This window comes from Bacillus sp. NPDC077027, assembly GCF_050269555.1.
In the GTDB taxonomy this organism is placed as follows: domain Bacteria; phylum Bacillota; class Bacilli; order Bacillales; family Bacillaceae; genus Bacillus.
This window is the reverse complement of the sequence record NZ_JBNNIO010000001.1, coordinates 800,600-823,795: the sequence shown is the minus strand read 5'-3', so window position 1 is coordinate 823,795 and position 23,196 is coordinate 800,600. Positions and strand designations below refer to the sequence as shown.

General features: G+C 36.9%; 27 protein-coding genes. 2 read left to right on the top strand and 25 right to left on the bottom strand.

Annotated features, from left to right (window positions below; all coding sequences use genetic code 11):
• Positions 1-3 precede the first annotated feature (3 nt).
• From ACQKEZ_RS04535 to ACQKEZ_RS04430, 22 genes are all read right to left on the bottom strand, one after another.
• On the bottom strand, positions 4-1,677 hold the full coding sequence (locus ACQKEZ_RS04535; RefSeq protein ID WP_427299089.1) for a distal tail protein Dit: 1,674 nt from the start codon (positions 1,675-1,677) through the stop codon (positions 4-6).
• Between the two features lie 61 nt (positions 1,678-1,738).
• A complete protein-coding gene (locus ACQKEZ_RS04530; RefSeq protein ID WP_427299088.1) occupies positions 1,739-4,621 on the bottom strand; it encodes a hypothetical protein in 2,883 nt (960 codons plus the stop codon).
• A gap of 87 nt (positions 4,622-4,708) precedes the next feature.
• Positions 4,709-5,068, bottom strand: coding sequence for a hypothetical protein (locus tag ACQKEZ_RS04525; protein ID WP_427299087.1), 360 nt, complete (start codon positions 5,066-5,068; stop codon positions 4,709-4,711).
• Positions 5,069-5,079: 11 nt separating this feature from the next.
• Positions 5,080-5,376 carry a hypothetical protein gene (locus tag ACQKEZ_RS04520; RefSeq protein ID WP_427299086.1) on the bottom strand — a complete coding sequence of 99 codons (297 nt, stop codon included), beginning with the start codon at positions 5,374-5,376 and terminating at the stop codon, positions 5,080-5,082.
• Positions 5,377-5,464: 88 nt separating this feature from the next.
• The gene (locus ACQKEZ_RS04515) at positions 5,465-5,902 is read right to left on the bottom strand and encodes a phage major tail protein, TP901-1 family (RefSeq protein ID WP_427299085.1); all 438 of its coding nucleotides are present in this window, start codon (positions 5,900-5,902) and stop codon (positions 5,465-5,467) included.
• A gap of 36 nt (positions 5,903-5,938) precedes the next feature.
• Positions 5,939-6,301 (bottom strand): hypothetical protein, encoded by a 363-nt coding sequence (locus ACQKEZ_RS04510; RefSeq protein ID WP_427299084.1) that lies wholly within the window; start codon positions 6,299-6,301, stop codon positions 5,939-5,941.
• Between the two features lie 11 nt (positions 6,302-6,312).
• On the bottom strand, positions 6,313-6,741 hold the full coding sequence (locus tag ACQKEZ_RS04505; protein WP_427299083.1) for a hypothetical protein: 429 nt from the start codon (positions 6,739-6,741) through the stop codon (positions 6,313-6,315).
• Positions 6,741-7,079 (bottom strand): hypothetical protein, encoded by a 339-nt coding sequence (locus ACQKEZ_RS04500; protein WP_427299082.1) that lies wholly within the window; start codon positions 7,077-7,079, stop codon positions 6,741-6,743. The genes ACQKEZ_RS04505 and ACQKEZ_RS04500 overlap by 1 nt, the downstream gene beginning before the upstream one ends.
• A gap of 5 nt (positions 7,080-7,084) precedes the next feature.
• Positions 7,085-7,504, bottom strand: a complete 420-nt coding sequence (locus ACQKEZ_RS04495) for a hypothetical protein (RefSeq protein WP_427299081.1) — start codon at positions 7,502-7,504, stop codon at positions 7,085-7,087.
• Between the two features lies 1 nt (position 7,505).
• Positions 7,506-7,727, bottom strand: a complete 222-nt coding sequence (locus ACQKEZ_RS04490; RefSeq protein WP_427299080.1) for a hypothetical protein — start codon at positions 7,725-7,727, stop codon at positions 7,506-7,508.
• Between the two features lie 82 nt (positions 7,728-7,809).
• Positions 7,810-8,661, bottom strand: coding sequence for a major capsid protein (locus ACQKEZ_RS04485; protein WP_427299079.1), 852 nt, complete (start codon positions 8,659-8,661; stop codon positions 7,810-7,812).
• A gap of 59 nt (positions 8,662-8,720) precedes the next feature.
• Positions 8,721-9,314 carry a hypothetical protein gene (locus ACQKEZ_RS04480; protein WP_427299078.1) on the bottom strand — a complete coding sequence of 198 codons (594 nt, stop codon included), beginning with the start codon at positions 9,312-9,314 and terminating at the stop codon, positions 8,721-8,723.
• Positions 9,315-9,397: 83 nt separating this feature from the next.
• Positions 9,398-10,363, bottom strand: a complete 966-nt coding sequence (locus ACQKEZ_RS04475) for a phage minor capsid protein (protein ID WP_427299077.1) — start codon at positions 10,361-10,363, stop codon at positions 9,398-9,400.
• Positions 10,364-10,401: 38 nt separating this feature from the next.
• Positions 10,402-11,931: a phage portal protein gene (locus ACQKEZ_RS04470; protein ID WP_427299076.1), complete on the bottom strand. Its 1,530-nt coding sequence runs from the start codon at positions 11,929-11,931 to the stop codon at positions 10,402-10,404.
• Positions 11,932-11,973: 42 nt separating this feature from the next.
• Positions 11,974-13,716, bottom strand: a complete 1,743-nt coding sequence (terL, locus tag ACQKEZ_RS04465) for a phage terminase large subunit (protein ID WP_427299075.1) — start codon at positions 13,714-13,716, stop codon at positions 11,974-11,976.
• Positions 13,717-13,853: 137 nt separating this feature from the next.
• Positions 13,854-14,303, bottom strand: a complete 450-nt coding sequence (locus ACQKEZ_RS04460; RefSeq protein ID WP_427299074.1) for a helix-turn-helix domain-containing protein — start codon at positions 14,301-14,303, stop codon at positions 13,854-13,856.
• Positions 14,296-14,733 carry a helix-turn-helix domain-containing protein gene (locus ACQKEZ_RS04455; RefSeq protein WP_427299073.1) on the bottom strand — a complete coding sequence of 146 codons (438 nt, stop codon included), beginning with the start codon at positions 14,731-14,733 and terminating at the stop codon, positions 14,296-14,298. The genes ACQKEZ_RS04460 and ACQKEZ_RS04455 overlap by 8 nt, the downstream gene beginning before the upstream one ends.
• Positions 14,733-15,302 (bottom strand): recombinase family protein, encoded by a 570-nt coding sequence (locus ACQKEZ_RS04450; protein ID WP_427299072.1) that lies wholly within the window; start codon positions 15,300-15,302, stop codon positions 14,733-14,735. Before ACQKEZ_RS04450 ends, ACQKEZ_RS04455 begins: the two co-directional genes overlap by 1 nt.
• Positions 15,303-15,438: 136 nt before the next feature.
• Complete coding sequence (locus ACQKEZ_RS04445) at positions 15,439-16,212, bottom strand: hypothetical protein (protein ID WP_427299071.1); 774 nt, start codon at positions 16,210-16,212, stop codon at positions 15,439-15,441.
• Between the two features lie 89 nt (positions 16,213-16,301).
• Positions 16,302-16,595 carry a hypothetical protein gene (locus ACQKEZ_RS04440; protein ID WP_427299070.1) on the bottom strand — a complete coding sequence of 98 codons (294 nt, stop codon included), beginning with the start codon at positions 16,593-16,595 and terminating at the stop codon, positions 16,302-16,304.
• Positions 16,596-16,716: 121 nt separating this feature from the next.
• Positions 16,717-17,472, bottom strand: a complete 756-nt coding sequence (locus tag ACQKEZ_RS04435) for a hypothetical protein (RefSeq protein WP_427299069.1) — start codon at positions 17,470-17,472, stop codon at positions 16,717-16,719.
• 444 nt (positions 17,473-17,916) lie between these two features.
• Positions 17,917-18,306, bottom strand: coding sequence for a phBC6A51 family helix-turn-helix protein (locus ACQKEZ_RS04430; protein ID WP_427299068.1), 390 nt, complete (start codon positions 18,304-18,306; stop codon positions 17,917-17,919).
• Between the two features lie 1,048 nt (positions 18,307-19,354).
• Here ACQKEZ_RS04430 and ACQKEZ_RS04425 point away from each other — a divergent pair.
• Together ACQKEZ_RS04425 and ACQKEZ_RS04420 are read left to right on the top strand one after the other, a co-directional pair.
• Positions 19,355-20,443 (top strand): tetratricopeptide repeat protein, encoded by a 1,089-nt coding sequence (locus tag ACQKEZ_RS04425; RefSeq protein ID WP_427299067.1) that lies wholly within the window; start codon positions 19,355-19,357, stop codon positions 20,441-20,443.
• 1 nt (position 20,444) lies between these two features.
• Positions 20,445-20,579, top strand: coding sequence for a hypothetical protein (locus ACQKEZ_RS04420; protein WP_427299066.1), 135 nt, complete (start codon positions 20,445-20,447; stop codon positions 20,577-20,579).
• Between the two features lie 252 nt (positions 20,580-20,831).
• Here the strand turns inward: ACQKEZ_RS04420 and ACQKEZ_RS04415 are convergent, their stop codons facing one another.
• The 3 genes from ACQKEZ_RS04415 to ACQKEZ_RS04405 form a co-directional block, all read right to left on the bottom strand.
• A complete protein-coding gene (locus tag ACQKEZ_RS04415) occupies positions 20,832-21,122 on the bottom strand; it encodes a type II toxin-antitoxin system HicB family antitoxin (protein WP_427299065.1) in 291 nt (96 codons plus the stop codon).
• Positions 21,123-21,177: 55 nt separating this feature from the next.
• Positions 21,178-21,372 carry a type II toxin-antitoxin system HicA family toxin gene (locus ACQKEZ_RS04410; RefSeq protein WP_407708551.1) on the bottom strand — a complete coding sequence of 65 codons (195 nt, stop codon included), beginning with the start codon at positions 21,370-21,372 and terminating at the stop codon, positions 21,178-21,180.
• Positions 21,373-21,626: 254 nt separating this feature from the next.
• A complete protein-coding gene (locus ACQKEZ_RS04405) occupies positions 21,627-23,132 on the bottom strand; it encodes a recombinase family protein (protein ID WP_427299064.1) in 1,506 nt (501 codons plus the stop codon).
• Between the last annotated feature and the right edge of the window lie 64 nt (positions 23,133-23,196).

Sequence of the window (23,196 nt, the reverse complement as noted above, 5' to 3'; positions counted from 1 at the left end):
CCCTTACAATGTTCTCTCTGTGTATGATATTGAACCATTGACAAAAGCATCATATGGAGAAACCACTATACCACTTTCACCACTCCTCAATTTAATAAAGGTGCTTGCGGGATTAAGGTATTCATAAAAAGGTTGCCCATTCTTCAAAATTGCTCCTGTTTCATTATCAATATCTAGTGTATCTCCTGCCCTTAAAATTAAAGGTATATCAGTTGATTTAATTTGTTTATCCAAACTTTTCACTCTGATGTCCTTACAAGCCATGTAAGTAGCAGTGTTAGTCTTATATGCCATGACACCTATTTGAGCCTGTGAAACTGCTCTTTTATATGTCTCTGAGGTATCTGCCCACTTTGCATAAAGAATCCTTGTGTATCCACCTTTTTCATCATCATCATAAAGGCTTACCTGCCATACATTTTTTGACCTCTTAACAACCCAATAACCATCAAGATTGTTATGTTTACTTGGAATTGCTTTATTCAGAATGACCTTATTCTTGCTGCCATTGATCAACTTAACCTCAGCAGTAAGCGTTCTTGCTTTTGCAGTTGCATCTCTCACAGAGGCTACAAACAGAGGGAATCCATTGCTATCATTCAGCATGAATTGGTTTCTACCCATCTTATCAACTTTGTATGTTTCAGGTTGGAAGTCAACAAGACTTTTAGAGCCTTGAATATAATAACCATTTTCTAGCTTTAACCAACCATTGCTAGCTCTTTTTAGGACATTGTAAGTTTTACCTTTCACTACTACACCTTTATTTCTATACTTTGTTGACGCTCCTGTTCTCATCAAGATATTTCCTTTAGGAACAACCTTACCTGCAAATTTAACAGAGGCATCAGTATCAATCCTGAATGTGTATTGTGCTTCAAAGTCAGTAACAGCTTGAGCCAAAGGTTTTACAATGGAAGCACCATGCCACGCTGAACCAGTTCCATAATCTAACCCTGACTGCCTCACTTCTACATTTCCATATACCTCCATTGCTCCTGTGATAATTCCATTGGGTTGAGAGGCAGGAACAGTCCAACCATTAAGAGACTTTAAGTAATCTTTTAATACCCATCCCCCTGCATCTACTTTGTTATTGGTGTCATCATCCACACCAAATGGAGTGCCTAAATCAATAAAGTCATCACCCGCAACAACAGTGAAATTAGTTACATCTTGAGTCATTTCAAAGCTCAATTGTGGGTAAGTTTCTGACCTACCTGTATTTGTTAACTCAAGGATGTCGCCTGTATATGTTTCAGGGATCAAAAACTCCCTATCAAGTCCATAGATATAAGGATCAGAACAGGTGAAAGTGAGTGTTCCCTCACCAACAAGAAAAGACTCTTTGATATTAGATTCCCCTGTGAATTTTGCTTTATAGAATCTGTTAGGGTTATCACCTAAGATCAACTCTTTTTCTTCCTCATAGTATAGCCAATCTGCTAACTCCTCTAAAAGAAAAGGCAATGCATTTGGTTCAGATGCAATAATGGCAATATCAACTTCAATTTCCCTTGTGCCTATTGTATTTCCAAAATCATATGAACCTGCTTTACCATCAACTGTAATAGTGTTCTGACTGATTGTGGGTAAGATACTATGATTAATAGCTTTCACCCTGACAAAATCAGGCATTGGTATTTCATTAAAATAAATTCCTTGAAATTCTGCCATCCTATTTCCTCCTTTATATAAAAACAAAAAAGTCCAAAGGATTTACCTTTGAACTAATCTGTTAGGCAAAGCTGATTTTTCCTGAAGCTCTCACTTTTCTGTCTTGCAGCTTGTTAAGTTCTTGAGCTACTTTCTGAATATCTGCTTCCTCTCTTATAATCATCTGAGCTACATGAATGCTAGTATTACCACCTGATTTATTTCCATCAGGCATCATACTGGCAACAGCATGAGCAAATGGTTTCATCCTTCTCTGAGAAGATAGGGGAACAATAGCCTCAGCACCTGCCTCACCTGCTCCAATCAAAGTAGAACTGTCTAGGATTCCTCCATTCTTATGCCAAGCAATGTTAAGTTTTGGCATTCCCTTTGTAATCCAGTCTTTAGGATTCAATGAGGCATTAGAAATACTAAAATGTGGTACTTTAATTCCACTAAACAAATTAGAAAAAGCTGACCTGATCTTTCCTGCAATATTACTAGCTGTGCCCCAAATGCTTGAAATTTTTGATTTTATACTATTAATAACAGAGGACACTTTTGAACTAACAGCATTCCAAGCACTTGAAAAACCATTCCTTATCTTATTACCAACAGATGTAACTACATTGATAATACTTGAGATAATTGATTTAACTCTGTTAACAACAGAATTGACAACTGATGCTACAGCATTCCAAGCACTTTGAAAAAGGGATTTCACCTTGTTACTAACAGTGGTTACAATGTTAACAATGGTTTGTACAGTGCTTTTTATCCTGGCAATGACACTCTTGACAATTGATGCAACAGCATTCCATGCAGTAGAAAACAAGGATTTCACTTTAGAGCTTATCGCTGACACAATTCCAACTAATGTTTGAACAGTTGCTTTCACTCTTGAAATTGCAACTTTCACTATATTAGATACAACATTCCACGCTGAGCTAAATGCTGACTTAATAGATGCCATGATAGTAACTACTACTGCTACAAGAGTTTTAACTACTATCTTTATCTTACTAACCACAGGAGCAACAGCATTAGTGTACACATATTTCCAAACTGCCATAACTCCTGCCTTGTACACATTCCATGCATTAACAATGAATGTAATTCCTTTTTGCACAGCACTTTGTATCAAGTTCCATACAGTTTGAACAACAGTTACAAGACCATTCCATCCCATTTTCATGAGAGTAAATAGAGGGTTGAGGACAGTACCTAAAATAGCTACCGCCACAAGGATGATAGTCTTTATTACCTCCCAAGCAACCTTTATCACTGTAACAATTCCATTCCATATAGCCTGAGCAACTGTAACTAAAATGCTAAATGCTGTGGTGTAGTAAGCTACAATTCCTTTTACAGCTAAATTAAATATAGTAGCAATCCCTGCCCAAACTGAGGAGAAGAATGATGCAATCCCTGTCCACACAGAAACTATAACATTGACAATAGCATTCCATGCTGTAGCTGTGACAGATTTAATCTGATCCCAATGGGTAACAATCATTATGACCAAAATACCAATCCCACCAGTTAGGACACCAAGTATAACAATTCCCCACTCCCTGAAAAAGTTAGCAATACCATTAAAGATATTGACTGCCTGTTCTTTCATCCAGTTCCATGCTATAGAGCAGTATTTTGTGATTTTATCCCAGTTTTTGTACAACAGGACACCTACTGCAATCAGTCCTACAATTACTGCTGAGGCAATTAATACAGGTGCTGAAATAGCCGCTAAACCTGTGATCAATGGCATGATCATGACTGACAGAGCACTGAACATAGCTTGCATACCTGCAAACATCCCAATCCCTACTGCTAATGGTGATAGGATGAGTATTAAGGCAGGAATCAACATCAGGAATCCTTGAATCATCTTAGCTAGGACAGGATGCGCTTTGTTGAAACTGTTCACCATCTTACCAAGAGAAATAAGCATTGGTAGGATAGCCTTACCAACATCAGCAAAAGCCTGAACCATTGGCTGTAAAGCACCTGACCATACCTCTTTTAATGTCTCAACCATACTAGCAAACTCTTTATCTGTTTTCATAGCTCCCTTAGCTAAAGAGCCATATACAAGAGCAGAAAGGATACCTCCTGTCAAGGCTACTGAGTTTGCCCTCATAATACCTTGATTGATCATGCCAATCCTATCTGTAAGCTGTTTCATATTGGCATTTGGTCCTAATTGTTTCAGAGCTAAAACAGCCGCATTTCCTCTATTTGCCATTCTATTCAAACCATCAGCTACTCTTAAAGCAGGGTTTGACATCCTCTCAAAAACAGAACCTTGTGTTCTAAATGCCTCTGATACCTTACTAGCTTGAGTGCTAAGGTTCATCATTGTACCTGCCTGTTGCATGATGGATATTCTACCCATCTTATCTGCCTTCATCATGTCATCTTGAACAGCTTTTTGTTTCTTACCAAGCTCCTCAATAGATGACATCATTGCATCAGTATCTCCATTAAACTGATCAGTGTCTAACCCCATGTTTATCCACTGCTTTTGTATTTCTTTAGCTTTTAACTCAAGGGCGTGCATTGGTTTCATAGCCTCAACCATCTTCTTAGCTGTTTCAGAACCATATTGCCTAGTTGCTGATACTAGCAGAGAATACTCAGACCTCAAGGCTTTAAGTCTATGGAATGTCTCAGTATATGCCTGAGATGTTGCTGAGTCTGCATTTGATGTAGCTTGCTTAAAGTTCTCAATCTTGTTGGTGATATTGCTGATCTGATCCTCCATCCCCTCAATTGTAGTAGAGGTGTGGAACATAGAACTGTTTAAACCATTAATGCCATGACTTGAGTTACTGAAAGAGTTTCCCATTGCTGAAATATGTGAACCTGTTTGATTCATGGACTGACCTACTTGAGACAGTTGGGAACTAATCTCTTCTAATCCATCAAGAGTAATATGTGCGCTTAATTCTCCTACACTAGCCATTCATTTCCACCTACCTTCTCTGATAAAAAAAAGAGACTGCTGAAAAAGAAATAATATTCTCTTCCAACAGCCTCCATTTAAACCTATTTAATTTTGATCAAGACCAAATCTCTTGATGAGTCTAGCCTTTTCCTCATTAACATTCTTAATCTGCTCTGCTCTCTTTAATTCCTCAGATTTAGCTTCCTCCACATGATCCTCAATGGACACATAAAGACTCTTTTTGATTTCCATTGGGTTAGCACCCTTCTTGAAATTACCTGATGATAGCATGAGATTGGCTGTGTACCAAGCAAAGTTATTAAGAGTTTCATCTAATTGATGTTCATGCCATAAGAGCGCACCATTGACTCTATCAATAAATTCAAATAAATCCATTGACATCAAGGTTTCTCTATCTAATTTCAGTAAGCCATAGCCATATTTATGAATGCCCTCAATGGACATATCTGCTAGACTTACTCTTGTGAGTTTTTTTCCTCATTTAGCTCACCAAACACTTCTCCAAGTTTCTTAGAAATTTCAGGTAACTGAGAAAGATCAACCATGTATGCAACATCTTCAAAAGAAAGTTCTCTATCCTCATGGATTAATCCTGCCCAAATAATTGCAGTAATTACTTCCATGTCCTGAGCTTTTTCCTTGTCCTGTAGATCAGCAATTTGAACACCATGCTCTTTCTTTAACCTGATTAGTGACATCATAGGAAATGCTAGGTTTCTTTCTTTATCAATCATAACTTTTGCCTTTTTCATCTGTATCTCCCCTTAAATAGAATAATTGAGGAGCAAGGTATTTACCCTACTCCTCTTTATGTCTAACTGATATTCTCTTTTTAAAGTCTTAACTTGAAATTTCTGCACCTTTTACTCTATCAAGAGCAGAAGCACCTTCAATAGACAAGCTGTAAGTTACAGCATCATCTTGTTTGAATTCTAGTGGAAGGTCTACAATGTAGCCTGAACCAATATATGTTACTCCTGCTGTATTGTCAGAAGCACCAACCCTGATCTCTGCCTCTACAATTTTTCTACCAAGAAAAGCTGCCTCTACTATTTCAAGAGCCTCATCACCAAGAACAACAAACCCATCAGAATCAATTGACCAACTGATCAAACCTGCTAGACTTGATTTAAAACCATTGCTTGTCTTATCTGTAACATCAATAGTATCTGCTGATCTATTCAGTGTCGCTCCTGTTTGACCGCCTAAAACTACTTTTCCTGTTGGTGTACTGAATTTTAGTAAAACATCTACACCTGCAACTTTTGAACCTGCCATTATATTTCCCCCTTAAATTTCCCAAAATAAAAAGTCCTAGTCTGAGACTAGAACCTTGAAATTAACCATGTGATAATATGAACCCTCAGAGCTTTTCCCTAGAAAGTCAGGAATAAGCTGTTGTGACTTGATATAGATAATTTGATTTTCACCTAGAAGTAGGTCAGTCTTTCTGTCTAATAAGTCAATCAACCTTTTACCCATGCTTTCAGATTGGTTAGGATGTTCAGCTTTCATTGTGACTGTCCAAACAACATCATTGACTGATCCCCTTGATCCAAAGCCCTGACCTGTTTCCAACATATATGCTCTGTTAGGAGCATCAGCAGGAAAAGCTAGAGGGTACACAGGATCAATCCCCACACCTTTTAAATATTCAATTATCTCCTGTATTCCCATCTAACCTCCCCCTATCTAACAGCCTCATTGTATTTCTCCTGCAAATGTCTCAGGTATCCTTGTTCATTCATTTTCAATGCATTTGCTAAGTAATCCTTACCCACAGGAACAGTTCCACCACCAAAAGCTGACCTGCCACCCTGTTTCATTGCTGACTTTTCACCAAGATTGTAATTTTCATTGTGTGTCCACTCTGCATAATTGAAACCATTGTTCACAGCAGAAAAACCAACACTTCCCTTAATTACATTAGAGTTACTTGTTACCTCATAATGTGCATTTCTTTCTAAGAAACCTGTCTTATGAGGTGCTGATTCAGAAGCTACTCTTTTCATATCAAGAGTGACATCTAACATTCCACTTTCCATAGCTTCCTTGATTTTTCTTTTAATGGCTTTTGTATTATCTGTAAAGTTAATAGATGTGGATACATTCGCCATCAGACATATACCTTTACGCCAATGGTATTTCCTGAAAAATCATGCTTGTACCTGATGTTTAATGGATTCTTTTTAATGATATTATTCATATCATCTGTGAACTCAATTAAATCAGTGTACTCTAAAGTAGGTAAGCCAGTCAGAAGGATTGTAGCTGCATATACAATTTCCTCTCCTGATGCAAGAACAATGACATCTCTTTGTGTGTTATATGAAATTCTACATTTAATCTCAACAGCAGTGCTTTCATCAACCACATTGATTCCCCATGCATCCTGTTCAGAACTCTTTAGGATTTTTACAGTATGAGGCATTGGAATAAAATCAATCATAATCAATGACTTCACCTCCAATAGTTCTGCTTGTAGTTTACATTTCCCATCCTGTTTGTATCTTGGAGAGGAACTGCATAACTAGCAACCTTTCTTTTTCTTGTAGAAGTTCTACCATGTAAAGAGAGAATTTTTGGTGAGATAGTTCTATCCATATCCCTTAGCTGAATGGTCACGCCATCAACTGTAATCATGATAGCCCCCATCTCTGCTCTCTGCATGGAATCATCCATCTTGAGAAGCCATAGCACTTGTTCAGATAGTTCATCAAGTGGAATTTCTTCTACACTACTATAGACATCAGGCATGTACTTAACTAAAGTATTGGAAGCCTGATTTACAACTTTTAATTTTGTAACATCATCAGACTGATCATATAGTTTGGAATGCAGTACATTTTCATTCATAAATGCTGTAACTGCCTCCACCATATTACTCATCTTCTTTCTTTACAGTCTTTTTCTTTTTCTTCTTTGGTTTTTCTTCCTCAACAATTTCAGGTTCTTCTTGATCCTTTACAATCTCATAACCCAATGTATCAGCAATTTCTTTAGCTAGTTTTTCATCTTCAAAAATGCCTTCTCCATTAGCAAACTGAATACCTAAGAAAACCTCATTATATGATTTATTTGGAACAACAACTTTAACTGCCATTCTATCCCTCCTATTTTAGATAAAATAAAAAAGAGGACAAGACAGGAAACACCTGCCCTGCCCTCCTCTTAATCAATTAAACTTAAGCAGTTGCTTTCCTCATTGCTACTGCTTTATCATTGAATACTGCAAGACCTGCAAACCATTCAATCCTAGTTTTAAGCTGTGGAGATTCACCAAGCTCACCAAGAGGTTTCACCATGATACCTGATTTAGATTGTAGACCTGCAACAGCCTCACCTACACCAAACTTAACAGCAAGTACAATGTCATCAGCAAGTAAATCAGCCTCAACATCAATAACATCAATGTCTCCATACTGCATAACTTGTACACCAAAGTTATTTTTAACATAAGTGATCTGACCTGACCTAGCAGCAGCAGTTAAGCCCCTTCTAGTTTTCTTGTTCATGATAAGTGCATCAGCGCCACCAAGAACATTGTCAAGCATAACATCAAGGTCATCTACTAAGTTACCTTTAGCAATAACTTGAGCACCGCCAACAGCAGTAACCCTCTTAATCAATCCATTGAATGAGTTAGCATCAACAGCAGAATCACCATTCAAGAAAGTTTTCTCATATTTATGAGCAATTGCCTTAGATGTAAGAGCAACCTCAATAGCCATAAGGTCATTGATGTTTGAGTGTACTTCCATTTGGAAAGAGTCAACAACAGCCTCTCCACCTAGAATAGTAAGATACTCAGCCCTTCTCTCTGTAGTTGGTGCTACAGTATTGTAAGAATCATTTACTTTCCTGAACTCTACTCCTGCAAGTGATTTCTCAACATTGTAAGTGTAACCATGTCCTTCCACAGTCATGAAAGGTAATACCGCTAATAGTTTTGACTCTGTAGCCATAGTTTCAATGACACCTTTTTGAAGAGTATCAGTTGTAAGGTCTACAGTTTGTGCAAATGTTAAACCTGCCATTATATTTCCCCCTTAAATTTAGGCATTAAAAAAGGATTCAACTGAATCCCCACCTGTTTTTATTTGTTATAGAGATTACCAAAGTAATTAGCCATCTTTTGTTGTGGCGATAACTTGGCAACATCTTTAGCATTTTTTTGATTTAATTCCAAAGGCTTACCAATCTCAACATTTGGATTTTTTTCTTTCTCTTGTTTGTTGAAAATGCCTGATTGTTCTGCTTTGTTAATCCATTCAAGCCTACTCACCAAATCACCCTCAGGAATCAAACCATGTAACTCCTCAGGAACACCTTTCATCTTAGTGTCAAGAATTGTTTGAACAACAGATTCTAATGATTTCACCTGATCTTTCAAAGCATCAACTTTACCCTGTTCTTTTTTAATCTGACCTGTTAACTTGTCCTTTTCTTTAGCCTCATCTTGTAAAGGTTCAATTTCTTCCTCTTTTTCAGGCTCTTGCTCAGAATCAGTAACCTCAGAATTTTCCTCAGGTTCATTTTCAGGATCAACCTTTGTCTCAGGTGTCTCAGTAGTTTCAACAACTTTTTCCTCAGATTGAGTTTCTGTAGTAGAAGTTTCCTCCACAACAGATGTCTCAGGTTCAGCATTTGTTTCAACAACATTTTCCTCAACTAATGTTTCAGCATCCATATAATCTGTCCTCCCCTCCATAACTAGACAACCTGTCTAGCTCATATATATGTCTGTCTGTCAATACAAAAATAAAGTAATAATTATTTTTTCTTTACTTTTTTTCTTTTATATTCCCTTTTAGAGACATCCCCCAATGCTTTCATCTTCCTTTTATGCTTTTCAACATCTTCCTTAGGTAACATTTCCAAACTTCTGATAGAGTGTAGCCCATGTTCACAGTTGGGATGGAAAATTTCATTTGTGGCTCTTGCTTGCTCATAAGTCCAAAATCCCTCAGTTTTACCATTAAGGCTGATCACCACACCTTCCCACTTTGAACAAGGGTTGTCCTTTGATACGCCATGAGATGAAATGACTGCCAAATCTAAACCTGTCTGAGTTGCCTCATGTCTGATTCCTTCTGTAAATGCTTGATTCACTTTAGTTGTCATGACCATTTTTGAGTATGTTCTAAGATCCCATTTTCTTCCCATCCTATCAACTATTCCAACAAATCCCTCAGAAACAATTTTCTCTGACAATCCTTTTTTAGACAGCTCTTTCTTTAATTGGTCTGCTTGATTGGTGTAGTTAGTGTTCCTAATGGCATTGAATTGAGCGACCTTTTGAACAGTATTCCTGACAACTCCCTTAATTGCTTCCTCTGTGTTCTGTGTAGCAAGCAAGATGTCTCCATAAGTATCAGCAACTAAAGCCTCAACCTTATTATCTACAATCATATTGAAAGTAATAGCTGAAAGAGCTTCATCCATTGCTGTAGCCTCATTTATTGATAATAGATGATAGGCTTGCCCCTCTTTAAAAGCCTTCTTGATTGTCTTGTCAATGTGGGCTGCAACCGCAAAATCCAGTTTATTCAACCTTGAACTGATCTGCCTCATTATCTGAACTTCCATAATTACTCTTGGTTGGACAGGATTGAATACAAGCTGTAAGAGCAATTGATCTAGCATATCCTTGTAGGCAACTGCAAAATATTCAGCTAGTTTCTTCTTATCTCTAACATAAGTAGGAATAGGCATCCCATTTTTATTAGTTTTAGCCAATCAAATCACCTCTCTAAAATAAAAAAGAGAGGAACAGGTTAACCCTGTTCGCTCTCATCTGTTTCCTCATCTTCTTCCTGCTGATCTTCCTCAGTTGGTAAGTCATTAAAAATGCTTGGGCTTGAGTTCTCTTGAGGCGCATTTGCCTTCTGTTCCTCCTCAATCCTTTTCAATTCTTCTTCCGCTTGAGCCTCTGTCACTCCATCCATTAACATAATAGCCCTCTTTTGACTCATGGTAATTGCTCCACCTGTCCTGATAGCCATTCTGTTTGCAATTTCAGTTTCATCTTTATCAATACCATCAGTGAAGATAAGGTGAGGAACTGTGATTTCATAATCAGCTACACCAACAACTGTTTCTAGGTGCTGTGCAATGAGGAACACTCTTTTCAAAGCCTTCTCATAATATTTCCTTTTCCTCTTAATCTTACTGATAAGAGAGTTTAACCTGAACTTGATTGACAATCCTGATGCTCCTGATGTACCTGAATCAGATTTACCAAGTGCCACAGCAGGAATTTCAGCAGTCATCAGAATCATTTCAATAAGTCTATCAATTTCTGAATAACATTCCTGTAATTGCCCATTCCATGTAACATACTGAGGAATGATGTCATTTTTTCCATCAATCTCAAACACCTTACTATCAGCAACCCTGAACTTTGGTCTGCCATGCTCATCCTCAACTAAAATACCTGGAGGGATAGCAAGAGCAGGATTAGCATGAGCATCTAAAATCATTGCTATTTGACTCAATCTGTTATTTAATTCATCAAACAAAGGTTTTAACTCTGAAAGATCATCCATTCCCTCCCATGTATCATCAACACTGAAATTAGGGATATGAACAATTAATGGAATAGGAACGCCTGTAGCTACTACTTGAGGAGCTTCCATCATATCGCCAATTTTCCACTCTGTAGGATAACCCTCTACATCTGTGACAAGAACAGTCATTTTAAATTTCCTGTATTCAATCTTACCTGCATAATGACTCTCAACACTCAGAATCCACCCTTTAGGACTATCAACAGGCTCATAGTCATCAGCTTTTGTTGGAATTGCAATGTGATAAGCAGTGATTAGATTGTTGTTGTGCTTTGCTGTCTCAGGAAAAACATATTCTGCGCTTACTGACTCAATGATGACTCTTGGTTCATCAAATTCAGGAGGGTATAAACCTGCATACTCCTGACCATATCTAACCTTTAGGAAACTGTCTCCTCTATAAGCATTGGCAAGAGCTGACTCATAAAATAGAATATCAAGGTCAGAATCTTCTTTGATCCTGTCCAACGCTAACTGCTCAGGGGAATTATCTTCCTTACCTGCGGAAACATGAACACCATCACCAATTAAAAAATCTGCTGATTTCTTTGAGATAATTCCTGCTAAGTTAACAGAGACATACATTTTCCCTGACTTTGCAATATTATACCTTCTGAACAAATCATAGTGTTCACCTTTAAATAAGAGCTTATTGTCTCTATACCTTTTAATCCTGTTTTTATGCTCAACAGGAGGATAGAACTCACCCTTTCCAAACATCTGATCAAATACAACCATCTTTTCTCCTCCTTATTTATGGAAACAAAAAAAAGCCTAAGGTCATAGACCCTCAGGCTTTGTGTAAAATCCTCTTGGTTTAATTCTTACTAGAGATATTGCAGAAGCTAAACAGTCAGGCAGGTCATCATGATTGTGGTTGGGATACTGAATAAGTTGTTCCTTCAATAACCTTTGATGTTTCTTAACTCTGATCAATCCCTGTTCAAACAATGGCTCTAATGATTCAATTCTTTCTTCTTTCCTACTTCTAGGCATAACTGGTCTTATTCTTGTAAAGTACAGTGCTTGTGAATTTGCTTTTTCTTGCAACTGTCTGTAAATTTCATGTTGTGCTTGAATGGTTTCAACTCCAAAGATTTTAGGTCTGTAATGTGCGATAAAGTCCAATGCCTTGTCCATTGCTTTAGATGGAACACATTTTTCAGCCCATGCCTCAAGAATGTATATTGCACCTGTTCTGATTTCCCTACCATAGATGATAATGGCGTTGTAATCAGATCTTGAGTTTTTACCTAAAGCAATATCCCAAAACCCATATACATCTAACCTCAACCTATTACCATTGACATCAAATAAATCTTTGTCATCAAATTCAAGTAGATAATCTTCTTTGAAAATACAAGATTCATCATCAGATGGTTTATTCAGATACTCAGATGAAAAAGCCCTTGAACCAATTTCAACCTTTTTGACCATTAAATCAAAGTAGCTGAACCTGTCAGCCCAAAGAACCTCAATGCCCTCATCCATCTGCTCTCTATTCAACTCATAGAAGTCTCTTGCATCATTCAACCTGTTAGGATTCTCAACATCCCTAAGCATTGTGTCTAGCTGTGTCCACAGATTTTCATTGATTGGCTCTGAGATAACTGCTGAATACATTTTACTATCATAATCAGCCCTGTTCATGATGTTTGGCAGCAAGCCCTGACCATGTACAAGCGTTCCCATGTATACAATGGCGGTTCTTTGTGGATCACCCATAGGCACAATTACTGAGTTAAACCAATGAAGATTTTTCTCTCTCAATTCCTGTGTGTTTGTATTTTTACCTGATTCCAAGTCATCACAGATGATCAGATCAGGTCTACTACTTCTGAACCTTGATCCCCTCAACTGACCGCCAATAGATGAGGCTTGCACCTTAATATCAGTATGAGTAATGAAACCCTCTTTATTGTCCTGCTCATTCTTGGTACTGTTCAATGAAAGTATTTCCCCAAAGTCAGATATTAGCTTTGGATTTTCTTTCAGGTTCTGTGCAATAAATTCAACAAAGTTCTGAGACATTGAAATAGTTTCAGAAATAATAATGATGTATTTCCTAGTTCTGTATGTGACTGCATGTGTAGGTTCAATATTACTTAGGTAAGCAGATTTACCACTACCCCTGCTTGCTCCCCAACAAATGTTTTTAGTTTTGTCAACTGTATTCAGTTTATCTAGCTTTTCACACAGCTCCTTATGAAAATCAGGTGCTGATTCAATGGTCACACCTCTTGGAATAAGGTTGTTTTCATTTTCAGGGTTTCTCTCTTCTGAAAAATACTCATAGGTGTAAAACAGAATGTCATAATATCCCCTTGTAATTCTATACACTCTTTGATAATAAGGAATATCAGTTTCAATCAAGTGCCTTGCCTCTTCCAGTTCACCATTCCCAATACAATTCCTTGCATCTATTTTCAGTTCTTCAATTTTCCCCTCAAGTTTCCAAGCATACTCTTTCACTTTATCCAGTGGTGTGCTTTTCATCCATTTCAAAAGATCATCAATTAACATACTGCTCCCCCTTTATTCTTTGTCTCTGTCAGCGTTCATATATTCAGGTAGCTGAGAGGTAAAAAATAAAGGTGGTCGCTTTTTGTGAGGGCAGTTTTTCTGTGATAGCAGTTTTTTGCAGAAAAAAAAAGAGGAGATTAATTCTCCCCCTCATTCCTGTATTCTTTTAATCTTCTATAGAAAGTCGCTTTACTGATACCTGCCTCTTTTACTAAATCATTCACTGAAATACTATGATTAGAGATATATCTTTTAATTACTTCCTGTAGCTTATCCACTGGAAGTGATCTACTTAATCCTGCTTGGTTTATATAGTTATATGCAGTTGGTTTAGAGCATCCTACCTCATCCAATATTTCCTGAATAGGTTTGCCCTCCTGATACATCTTGATAACCTGTACTTTCTGTTCAGGAGTCAATCTGTTCACTGCCTCAGTTGACTTTTCTTTTGCTCCAAACCTAATTAAAACCCTATATATTGTAGAAGTGGAAACATCCATGACCTCAGATATTTCCTTGATTGACATTTCATTTTCCCATAAGTCAATAATTGCTTTGATCTTTTTATCACCAATTGATTTAGACATTCTGCGTTTCCTCCCTGACAATATTGTAAAAATGTGTTTTTGTGATTCCTGTCATCTTCTTAATGGCATCAGGTGTCATTTCTCCTTGTAGATAATGTGTGATAAGGCTCTTGATAACAGGAGCAGGGATTTTTCTTTCAGTGATATTTCTTGTGTGAAAATTAATGCTATCTATGCTCACTGACAGCCTCTCAGCAAGTTCTTTCTTAGGTAGTAATGTATTTGTATACATGCTTTTCATCTCCTCTATAACAGCCTGAGAGAGCCTTTTCCCTGTGTCTTGTTTTTCCCTTAATTCTGCCTTTAGTGTATTCCTTGTTACTGTTGATTTTGCTACTCCAAGCTGTCTAGCTATTTCAGCACTTGAAACACCCATTTTGTACAACCTGAGAATCTCATTTCTCTTGTCAGCAGTGATATTTTTAGCCATTACATTACCTCCTTGAGCTTTCTGTACAATGTCGCCTTACTAATTCCTGTAATATCGCTAATCTCTCTTACTGTTAATTTCCTAGAATGGTACAATTCCAATGCGTAATTTACTTTGTTTTTATTTGCTTTTGGTCTGCCAAATTTCACTCCTTTTTCTTGAGCAACCTGAACACCTTCCTTAACCCTTTGAATAGTCATTGCTCTTTCCATCTGACCTAATGCACCCATTACAGTAAGTAGAAATTCAGACATTGGGTTTTCAGATGTTGTGTCAAGCCAAGAGTCATTAATTGACTTGAGGGATGCGCCTTTAGCTTTAATTGTTTCCACAATTTCAAGTAAGTCTTTGGTTGATCTACTGAGCCTGTCAATGGCAACTATAAGGACTGTATCTCCTGCCTCCAAAGCTGTAAGCATTTCCTGTAGCTGCTGTCTGTTTTTCTTTGCGCCACTCATTCTGTCAAAATAAAGTTTATCAACCTTTCCCAAAAGTTGTGCCTCTTGTCTGTTAAAGGTCTGCTCATCCTTTTTGGTGCTTATTCGCATATACCCATATGTCCTGCCCATTTGTTACCTCCTGATTATTTAACCTTTGAGAGTATAATAGCACAATTACAGGATGGTGTAAATACAGAAAGGTGTAATTACAAATAGGTAATGTATTCAGAACAACAAAAAAGACAGAAGCTATGTAAGCTCTGCCTTAAACTGCTATTGGTACATATGTTTTCATCCAGTCATTAAAATGATTCAATTTACTATAAGGAACAGTTAAGCTCTCCCCAAAACTAACTGACATATCAGCAAGCTCAATCCTCCAAACAACAAACTCTGAATTAAAAAGAGGGAAACCATTGATTATCTTGGTTGAAACTGAGTCCTGATTGGTGTCATACTTCAAGACCAAATCTCCTGCAAAATCCCTGTTGTATGGAATGTACGCTTTCCCAACTCTGTAACCACCTCTTGACTCTTTCCTTTTCAGCATACTGATAGCCATAGGCGTATTAGATGTTACATGGATGTAATGCCTTTTTGTCTCAGTCTCAAGGATCATATCAATGCCCATTACACTATCAATCAGAGGATGGATGATCATTTTATACTGTGGCAGTTGCTCTCTGACTAAAGCCTCTAGGTGTAACTCAATCACCTTACTCATATAGGTTCTTGTTAATCTTAATTTACATGCCTCCACCATAATTGGCGTAACCTCTATTTCAGGCTTATGAGTTGCCAAATGACTGAGCATTTTATTCACCCCTGAATCAACAAAACATTTTTGTGTAGGCAATGTTTCTTTCAGGTCTAGCAGAAAATCAAACAGAGTAATGATGTCCTCCCCAAAAGATACAATTGATTCAATAGTGGTTACTTCCTGTCGCTGTTCATCTGTCAAATCTTTTTTCTTGATCCTTTTTATAGGTGCGTATTCTTCTTTTGCAAGCAAGTTTTCAATTTCTTTTGATGTCAACAATGTAAATGCCCCCTTTAAACCTGTAATTAGAGGCACTTGGTAAACTGTGACAAAACAAAAAAAGACAGGTCATTTAAGACCTGCCCAATTTACAGTAAACCCTCTTTCATTGAATAGTAATACTGTTTATATTTGTGCATAAAGTTCAGGCAATCTATTTTATACTGCGTGTGCAGCAGGTTGTCATTGATCCTCAGCTCTGAGTAAAAGTCATCATGAGCGTTGCCCAAAAGTCTCCATAGTAAGTATTCAGTTGCGTTCAGTGCGTCTGTCAAATTAATGTCTTTTTCAAAGTATCCCCAATCTGAAAGTAGATGTTTCACTACCAAAGGTAAATAACCTGTCCATTCATCAGCGTTGTCAATTTTAATTCCATTTTCCATCAGTTTACCTCCAAAAACAGAACAAATGTTTGTATAGATATAATAGCATGATTACAGTATCCTGTATAGAATTTTTTTCTGTAAGTGTCTGCAAATAGCTATACAAAAAAGACTGTAGCAATTACGCTACAGCCTGATAATATTCCTGCTCCATTTCTAGGAACAAGGGTAAAAATTTATCCTGAAAATTTCTGTCCTGTTTTTTCAAAAAAGCAAAAACACTTGTACGCTCTGTGCCATCCTGTAGAGTAGCTGAATAATCATGATGTCCAATCAGGTGAAAGACAGTTACCTTTTTACAATGCTGTAAGTATTTCCTTCTCATCCTTGTAGTATCTGCGTTAACTGACAACTTAGCATCTCCCCAATGGTCAGGACTAAAGATAAAATCAGGTTTTGAGTCTGCGTATCCTGAGTCATATTTAGAGAATTCCCTGCCCAATTCCTGTAGAAACTGACCCAGTAACTCCTCAAACCTATAACCTATTTCTGATGTAATAACTGACTTAACTTTGTTTCTCTCAATGTCAGGATTAAGTGTATGATTTCCTCTGATCGCTGAGTAATCAATCCCTGCTTCAAATATGAAAGCCTGATGACTACCAAAGAGTTTATTTATGACAGGAATAAAACGCTTTCCCCAATGATTTTCTATGTGTGAGTAGTTTACTGCATTGCCCTGTTGATACTCCTGCTGTACTTTTGTTATAAGTCTCTCTTTTGTCCAAACCGCAACTTCTTTTACTATCTGTTGGACATTTCCTGTACCTTTTCTATATTTACCTGCGATATAGTCATCTTTTATTCCTAAAGCCTCTATAAATTCTAAATGACCTCCAAAGCATTGTCTGATAAGAGCTTTCCTCTCTCCCCCCAAAGATTTTTGAGTCCATTCTTAATCCCTTAGCAATTCTGTTAGCTCCCCATTGTAATAGCTTATCTCTGCCCAAAACTGACCTCTCCTGTCATAACTTTTTAACTATGATTAGAGAGATGTATTTGTACTGTGACATGTAGATAAGCACTGGAATTAACTTCCATACTAAAGTATTTTTTATTGTGAGTATTTTCTGTACACAAGATGGATAGGATTTCCCCCCATGCCTCCCCTGTGGGCGGTATGACAAAGGAGTGGACAATATAATTCTGTTCATCATTCAGATTGTCTCAAGGAAAACAGTCTCAAAAAGACATCATTTTGATACAACATTTCATTGCTGATTAATAAAGGTTTTGTTTTGTCTCAATTGTTTGTATCAAAAGTGTTTAAACAAATAAAAAGAAAGAGAGACAACAGCACATGCCATCATCTCTCTGTGTGTTACATACTATCTAAGTCTGACAACAGATCAGTAAGACTCTTATCATCTACAGTTGTTGTTACTTCCTGAACATCCTTTAATCTGCCTTGATTCTTAAGCAGTATCTCAATAGCCTTTAGCTTATTAGCAGGGCTGACCTTAGGGTTATTGATGATCATCCTTAGCTGTGCATATCCATCAGGCAGGTAAGACCTCTGCACTTCCTCAGACTGCCTCAGTAATTCATCAATAAAGTATCCCTCTTTCTTCCATGCATATATGGTACTAGGATTAACACCTACCTCTTTAGCTATCTCCTCATTTGATAAACCATTGACATCCTTGTAAATCATGTGGGATATAGCTTTGTACTGCTCAGGCTTTAATACCCTCCTTTTGACATTCGCCATCTGTAAAACCTCCTTAAAATTAATATTTTTTGTACTGCGAACACTCTGCATTTCTTGTACAGTTCACCATAATTCACCTACAGAAAACCTCTGTTATTTCCACCTAGAAAAAAGGCTTGTCATCCCTTATAAATACTGGATTTTATCTGACATTTTAGAGGACATTTTCTGTTCATTTTCAGGCAAAATATCAGCTTCCCAATTTCCCAAGACTAAGCCTATATTCTCAGCTTGAAAAAGTACCCCTCCCCTGTTAAAAAGAGAGGGTGTATCTCTAGGAATCTTGGATATATAGGTAAATAAAAAAGAGGCTCAAGCTACATAAAGTAACTCAAACCTCAGATAAAAAGCAGATAAAAGAGACAGCCTTTCAGAAAACAGAACTTGAAATAGGAGACAGACAAAATGATAGAGGTGATTTTGTATCCTGTTCCTAAAAAGCTGTAGTCTCTCTTACACTATTATGTACTGCTGTTACATACAAAATAAAGTAACAAACTGAACATAATGGCTTCGCCATCAACTTTTTTAATTCTTAATACAATATTGTAAAAAGAAATAAACATTATAATCTTTTACACTATAGTGTATAACAGTAACATACTGTTTTAAAGTATGGAAAGACAAGTATTTATTTTATTGTCAAAATAACTGCTGAAAGCATTGGTATGACTACATTCTCTGTCAAAACATTTTTTAAGGATAGTACAGCCATGATCCTAAATTGTCACTGTAAAATGGCTTTGTGTTACTCTTAACGCAACATAAAAAGACAGGATTATGACCACCTTTCAAATAACTGAAACGCACTGCCTAGAAATGTTACTCTCACTGGTACAAAAATCAGATGAATTTGGGCAACTCTCTCACTAATCTGACAAAATATAGGCAGAACTACTGACAACTATCAGTGAATGACTGCAAAAAACTGCCTCACCACAAAAAAAGCTCCCCCTCCCTAAAATTTAACTATCTACCCTTTATCACTATCCAAATCTTATTATATTCTGTAAAATAACTGGTATAAATGGAAAAGGAGGTTATTTGAATGGAAAGTATTGCCTCAGTGGATGTAGCTAATACATTGAATAAATGGTATATCCACATCAAAAAGAGGGAAGTTTCTCAAGCAGTAGAGCTTAGAGATGAGATAAGAGACATGCTTGATGACATGGAGGAGGATCAAGATGTCCTCATATATTTCAACATACTGGATTATAGATTTAAAGTTTTGATGGAGGATTTAACTGGAAGGGCTACAATTACAGAATCTGAAAGGGTTAAAACTGATGATCTGTTGAGGTTTTATTTTTATCTTTTCAAAGGAATGTATGAGAGCGCACAGAATAATTATTCAGAGGCTCTAGCACTTTTCAGGGTAGCAGAAAGACAGCTTGACAAAGTTTATGATGAGATTGAAAAAGCAGAATTCCATTACAAATTAGGAACACTGTATTACTTTAATAAGGTCACACTGCTATCACATCATCACTTGACCACTGCTAAAGACATTTATAAGGGACATGGTGGTTATGCCATTCAGACAATAAACTGTACAATGCTGATAGCACTAAACTATATAGATGATGGTCAACTCCTCAAAGCTGAACAAATGTTATTAGATTGTGTAGACAAGCTGATAGAGAAAAATGATAAGAGACTGTTAGCTTTGGCATATTATAATCTAGGATTCCTTAAAATCCAAGATGACTCCCATCATGAAGCAATAGAGTTTTTTAGCAAAGCCATTTCCACAGATAACATAAAACAATCCGCTCCCATATCTTATCTACAATGCATTTATGAATTCGCAAGGTCTACATACAAAATTTCCAAAACAGATGAGGCTCTAAAGTGGGTAACAGAGGGCATCAATTTCTCAAAAGACCAAAACAATGTAAACTTTTCAATAAAATTCAAGCTACTTAGTGATAGCTATTCCACACCTATAGAATGCCTTGAGGATATTAAAAGCGGTTTTAAGCGGTTAGAACTGAGAAGTGCTTATGTAGACATAGAGGCATTAGCTCCTGATATAGCATCCATTTATAAAAAACACAATCTTTATAAGGAAGCCAACTATTTCTTGGAATTAACCCTAAAATCTAGTACACTTACAGGAAAGGAGGTTATTTAAAATGAAAAAGTTTATGATGATCATTACAACAGCTTTACTATTGGGTACTATTCTAAGTGTTCCAGTTGCCCAACATTCACAGCATGACGCACAAGGAAAAACAATGTTACTTTCTTCAAGAGGGGCAGGTTCTTAAAAAGAGGAGGCTTAACAGCCTTCTTTTTTTTATACAGACATAACCATCTCCCTCATAAAAAGAAGAAACAGACCTCTGATACAGTAAAAGGTCTGTTTCTATCTACTACCAAACTAGCGCATGTATGCCCTACTATGCCCTACTCAATTTGAGTCAAACCCCATGAAAGACTCAATTAATATCCTACCATTTTATTACCAATTTGTAAACAGTATTCTGTAATTATATAAAAAAGAGAGCCATTCAGCTCCCTTAACTAGCCTGATTATACTGATCAGTTTCAACCTCAACAAGTACAAGGCTTCCACCTTCTGTAAGCTGTTCTTTCAACTTATCAGCGGAGCTTGGCAAGGGTATTTCATCCCCATCCTCCTCCATAGCTGATAACATTGATCCTAATACCTCATGAGCATAATGGACAGCATTCTGCATACTTTCAGCGTCAGTAAACACATTTTCCAAATCAGGAAAGCTAACTGAATAAATATCAGAATGATTCCCTGATTCTTTTTCAATAAGAGCATAATATCTATACATAGTCATTAAATGTCCTCCCACTGTTTTTTCACAAATTATATCATATCAATCAAGGGAAAGCTCATAAGAGCTTAACCCCTGACTGTTTCTGAATTTTTCTAACTGTACCAAGTGGAATGTCTTTCCCTTTGTGATTCTGAATGGGGAACTTTTTTCCTGTAATTGGTGAGAACCAAATCTTATGAGAACCTGCTCCCTCTCTTACAAGATAACATCCATGTTTTGTTAGAATTTTTGTGATCTCCCTGTAGGACATTTTATCCTCCCCTCTACTTCTTAATTATACACTATCCTGTAATTACAGTAAAGTGTAATTTTATCAAAAGTTAAGTTTTCATTAAAAAAAAGTCAAAAAAAGAGACATCCCCTCAGCTCGTGGAAAAGTAAAAGGGAAAGTCTATCCTTTGAAAAATATCTAATTGATTAGCAAGTCCTCTTGATGGACTGAGGATGTTAGCGCATCCTACTGATAGTATACTAGATTTTTGGAAAATTCACAAACAGTCATACTCAGTCAACTTTCATTAAAGAGGTATTTATTTTTATAGAGTATTCAGCTTCTGCCTTATTTCTTCTGTACACAGAGTTTTCACTGGAAAGAACAGTCACATCAATTCTGTTAACCAATGTCATTAATATTCTGTTTGCTAGTGTGACATCTAAGGAATCAAAGGTGTTCAATGTAAGGATCAAGTCTTTAATCTTATCCACCTGCTTATTGACATCTAAACCCTCAATCTGCAACTCAATAGACCTGCTGTCATTCTCAAGGATTTTAATCTGCTCCTGTCTTTCCTTCTGCTTGGCTTGATATATGTCTTTTGAGATAATTCCATCAAGATAGCTGTCTAACAGTCTTGAGAGGACATTGTTATGTTTTTCTATCTCAGCCTTTAACATTTCACCTTTTGCGGTCAGTTCCTGTTTAATGGTGGATGTATCTGTTTTCAATAGCTGTTTAGCTTTCTTCTCAAGTTTGTTTCTGTAGGTCATCAGGTTGATCTTTAGAAAATCCTCAAGCTCTGCAACCTTAACAGATTTATTTGGGCACTTATTCCCCAAACCATCCATCTTGGAACAACCTTTGATATATAGCTCCCCTTTAATTGAGTTCAGCGATAATTTTCCACCACAACACCCACAATAGATCAAACCTTGAACAAAGCTCCTTACCTCAGTAGATGTCTTTCCTATATTTGTTCTCCTGTTTTGGATAAGCTGTTGTATCTCAAGCCAGTCTGATTCTGAGATTATTTCAGGATGGGCATTAGGAGTAATAGTAACCTCTCCCTCCTGTCCTTTTACTTTGCTTGCTTCTCTGTAAATAACATAGCCCACATACGCTCTGTTGGTCAGTATAGCCTTTATACTGTGGTTATCAAACATATTCCCTCTCCTAGTCTTAAAACCCCTTAGATTGAGATTAATGGCTATTTCCATGTAAGACATGTTCTTGAGAGCAAGTGAGAAAATTTCCTTAACAAGAGGGTACTCATCCTCATTGATAACCAGTTTCTTTGTTTCCTTATTGTAAGTGTATCCAAGTGGAGCGACACCATTCACCCAATGACCTCTCCTAGCTCCTTCAACCTTTCCAATCCTCATACGCTTTTTAATCATCTGATATTCAGCTTTAGCAACAACTGACTGAAAATCCAACATCATTTCCTGATTCATATTGGAAAGGTCAATTTCTTGGCTTGGTGTCAGTATCTTAACATCATGGTAAATAAATTGTTTCTTAATAGTGTCCATTGCGACTAAATCCCTTGCAAGCCTATCTATATCCATAACAAGAACATAGCTGTATTGATCCAGTTTACTTAGCATTTCATCATATTTCTCACGCCAGTCTAAATGAACAGATGAACCAATTTCCTCATAGATGTCATACTCAAAACCTCTGTTAGCAGCAAGCCTTACCAATACCGCTTTATGGTTAGCCAAAGCCTCAATAGGTTCATCAGCTCTTGATTTTCTTAGGTATATAGCAACTCTTATGTTATATAAAGTCATAAAAAAAATAGCCTCCCTTTATACTGTGATAATTACAGTATACTGGAATTACGCTATCCTGTAA

Excerpts from the sequence above, each read along its gene's own strand:
- ACQKEZ_RS04535 (WP_427299089.1), bottom strand. The coding sequence starts at position 1,677 with ATGGCAGAATTTCAAGGAATTTATTTTAATGAAATACCAATGCCTGAT.
- ACQKEZ_RS04530 (WP_427299088.1), bottom strand. The coding sequence starts at position 4,621 with ATGGCTAGTGTAGGAGAATTAAGCGCACATATTACTCTTGATGGATTA.
- ACQKEZ_RS04525 (WP_427299087.1), bottom strand. The coding sequence starts at position 5,068 with ATGTCCATTGAGGGCATTCATAAATATGGCTATGGCTTACTGAAATTA.
- ACQKEZ_RS04520 (WP_427299086.1), bottom strand. The coding sequence starts at position 5,376 with ATGAAAAAGGCAAAAGTTATGATTGATAAAGAAAGAAACCTAGCATTT.
- ACQKEZ_RS04515 (WP_427299085.1), bottom strand. The coding sequence starts at position 5,902 with ATGGCAGGTTCAAAAGTTGCAGGTGTAGATGTTTTACTAAAATTCAGT.
- ACQKEZ_RS04510 (WP_427299084.1), bottom strand. The coding sequence starts at position 6,301 with ATGGGAATACAGGAGATAATTGAATATTTAAAAGGTGTGGGGATTGAT.
- ACQKEZ_RS04505 (WP_427299083.1), bottom strand. The coding sequence starts at position 6,741 with ATGGCGAATGTATCCACATCTATTAACTTTACAGATAATACAAAAGCC.
- ACQKEZ_RS04495 (WP_427299081.1), bottom strand. The coding sequence starts at position 7,504 with ATGGTGGAGGCAGTTACAGCATTTATGAATGAAAATGTACTGCATTCC.
- ACQKEZ_RS04490 (WP_427299080.1), bottom strand. The coding sequence starts at position 7,727 with ATGGCAGTTAAAGTTGTTGTTCCAAATAAATCATATAATGAGGTTTTC.
- ACQKEZ_RS04485 (WP_427299079.1), bottom strand. The coding sequence starts at position 8,661 with ATGGCAGGTTTAACATTTGCACAAACTGTAGACCTTACAACTGATACT.
- ACQKEZ_RS04480 (WP_427299078.1), bottom strand. The coding sequence starts at position 9,314 with ATGGATGCTGAAACATTAGTTGAGGAAAATGTTGTTGAAACAAATGCT.
- ACQKEZ_RS04470 (WP_427299076.1), bottom strand. The coding sequence starts at position 11,931 with ATGGTTGTATTTGATCAGATGTTTGGAAAGGGTGAGTTCTATCCTCCT.
- terL (WP_427299075.1), bottom strand. The coding sequence starts at position 13,716 with ATGTTAATTGATGATCTTTTGAAATGGATGAAAAGCACACCACTGGAT.
- ACQKEZ_RS04460 (WP_427299074.1), bottom strand. The coding sequence starts at position 14,303 with ATGTCTAAATCAATTGGTGATAAAAAGATCAAAGCAATTATTGACTTA.
- ACQKEZ_RS04455 (WP_427299073.1), bottom strand. The coding sequence starts at position 14,733 with ATGGCTAAAAATATCACTGCTGACAAGAGAAATGAGATTCTCAGGTTG.
- ACQKEZ_RS04450 (WP_427299072.1), bottom strand. The coding sequence starts at position 15,302 with ATGGGCAGGACATATGGGTATATGCGAATAAGCACCAAAAAGGATGAG.
- ACQKEZ_RS04440 (WP_427299070.1), bottom strand. The coding sequence starts at position 16,595 with ATGGAAAATGGAATTAAAATTGACAACGCTGATGAATGGACAGGTTAT.
- ACQKEZ_RS04430 (WP_427299068.1), bottom strand. The coding sequence starts at position 18,306 with ATGGCGAATGTCAAAAGGAGGGTATTAAAGCCTGAGCAGTACAAAGCT.
- ACQKEZ_RS04425 (WP_427299067.1), top strand. The coding sequence starts at position 19,355 with ATGGAAAGTATTGCCTCAGTGGATGTAGCTAATACATTGAATAAATGG.
- ACQKEZ_RS04420 (WP_427299066.1), top strand. The coding sequence starts at position 20,445 with ATGAAAAAGTTTATGATGATCATTACAACAGCTTTACTATTGGGTACT.
- ACQKEZ_RS04415 (WP_427299065.1), bottom strand. The coding sequence starts at position 21,122 with ATGACTATGTATAGATATTATGCTCTTATTGAAAAAGAATCAGGGAAT.
- ACQKEZ_RS04410 (WP_407708551.1), bottom strand. The coding sequence starts at position 21,372 with ATGTCCTACAGGGAGATCACAAAAATTCTAACAAAACATGGATGTTAT.
- ACQKEZ_RS04405 (WP_427299064.1), bottom strand. The coding sequence starts at position 23,132 with ATGACTTTATATAACATAAGAGTTGCTATATACCTAAGAAAATCAAGA.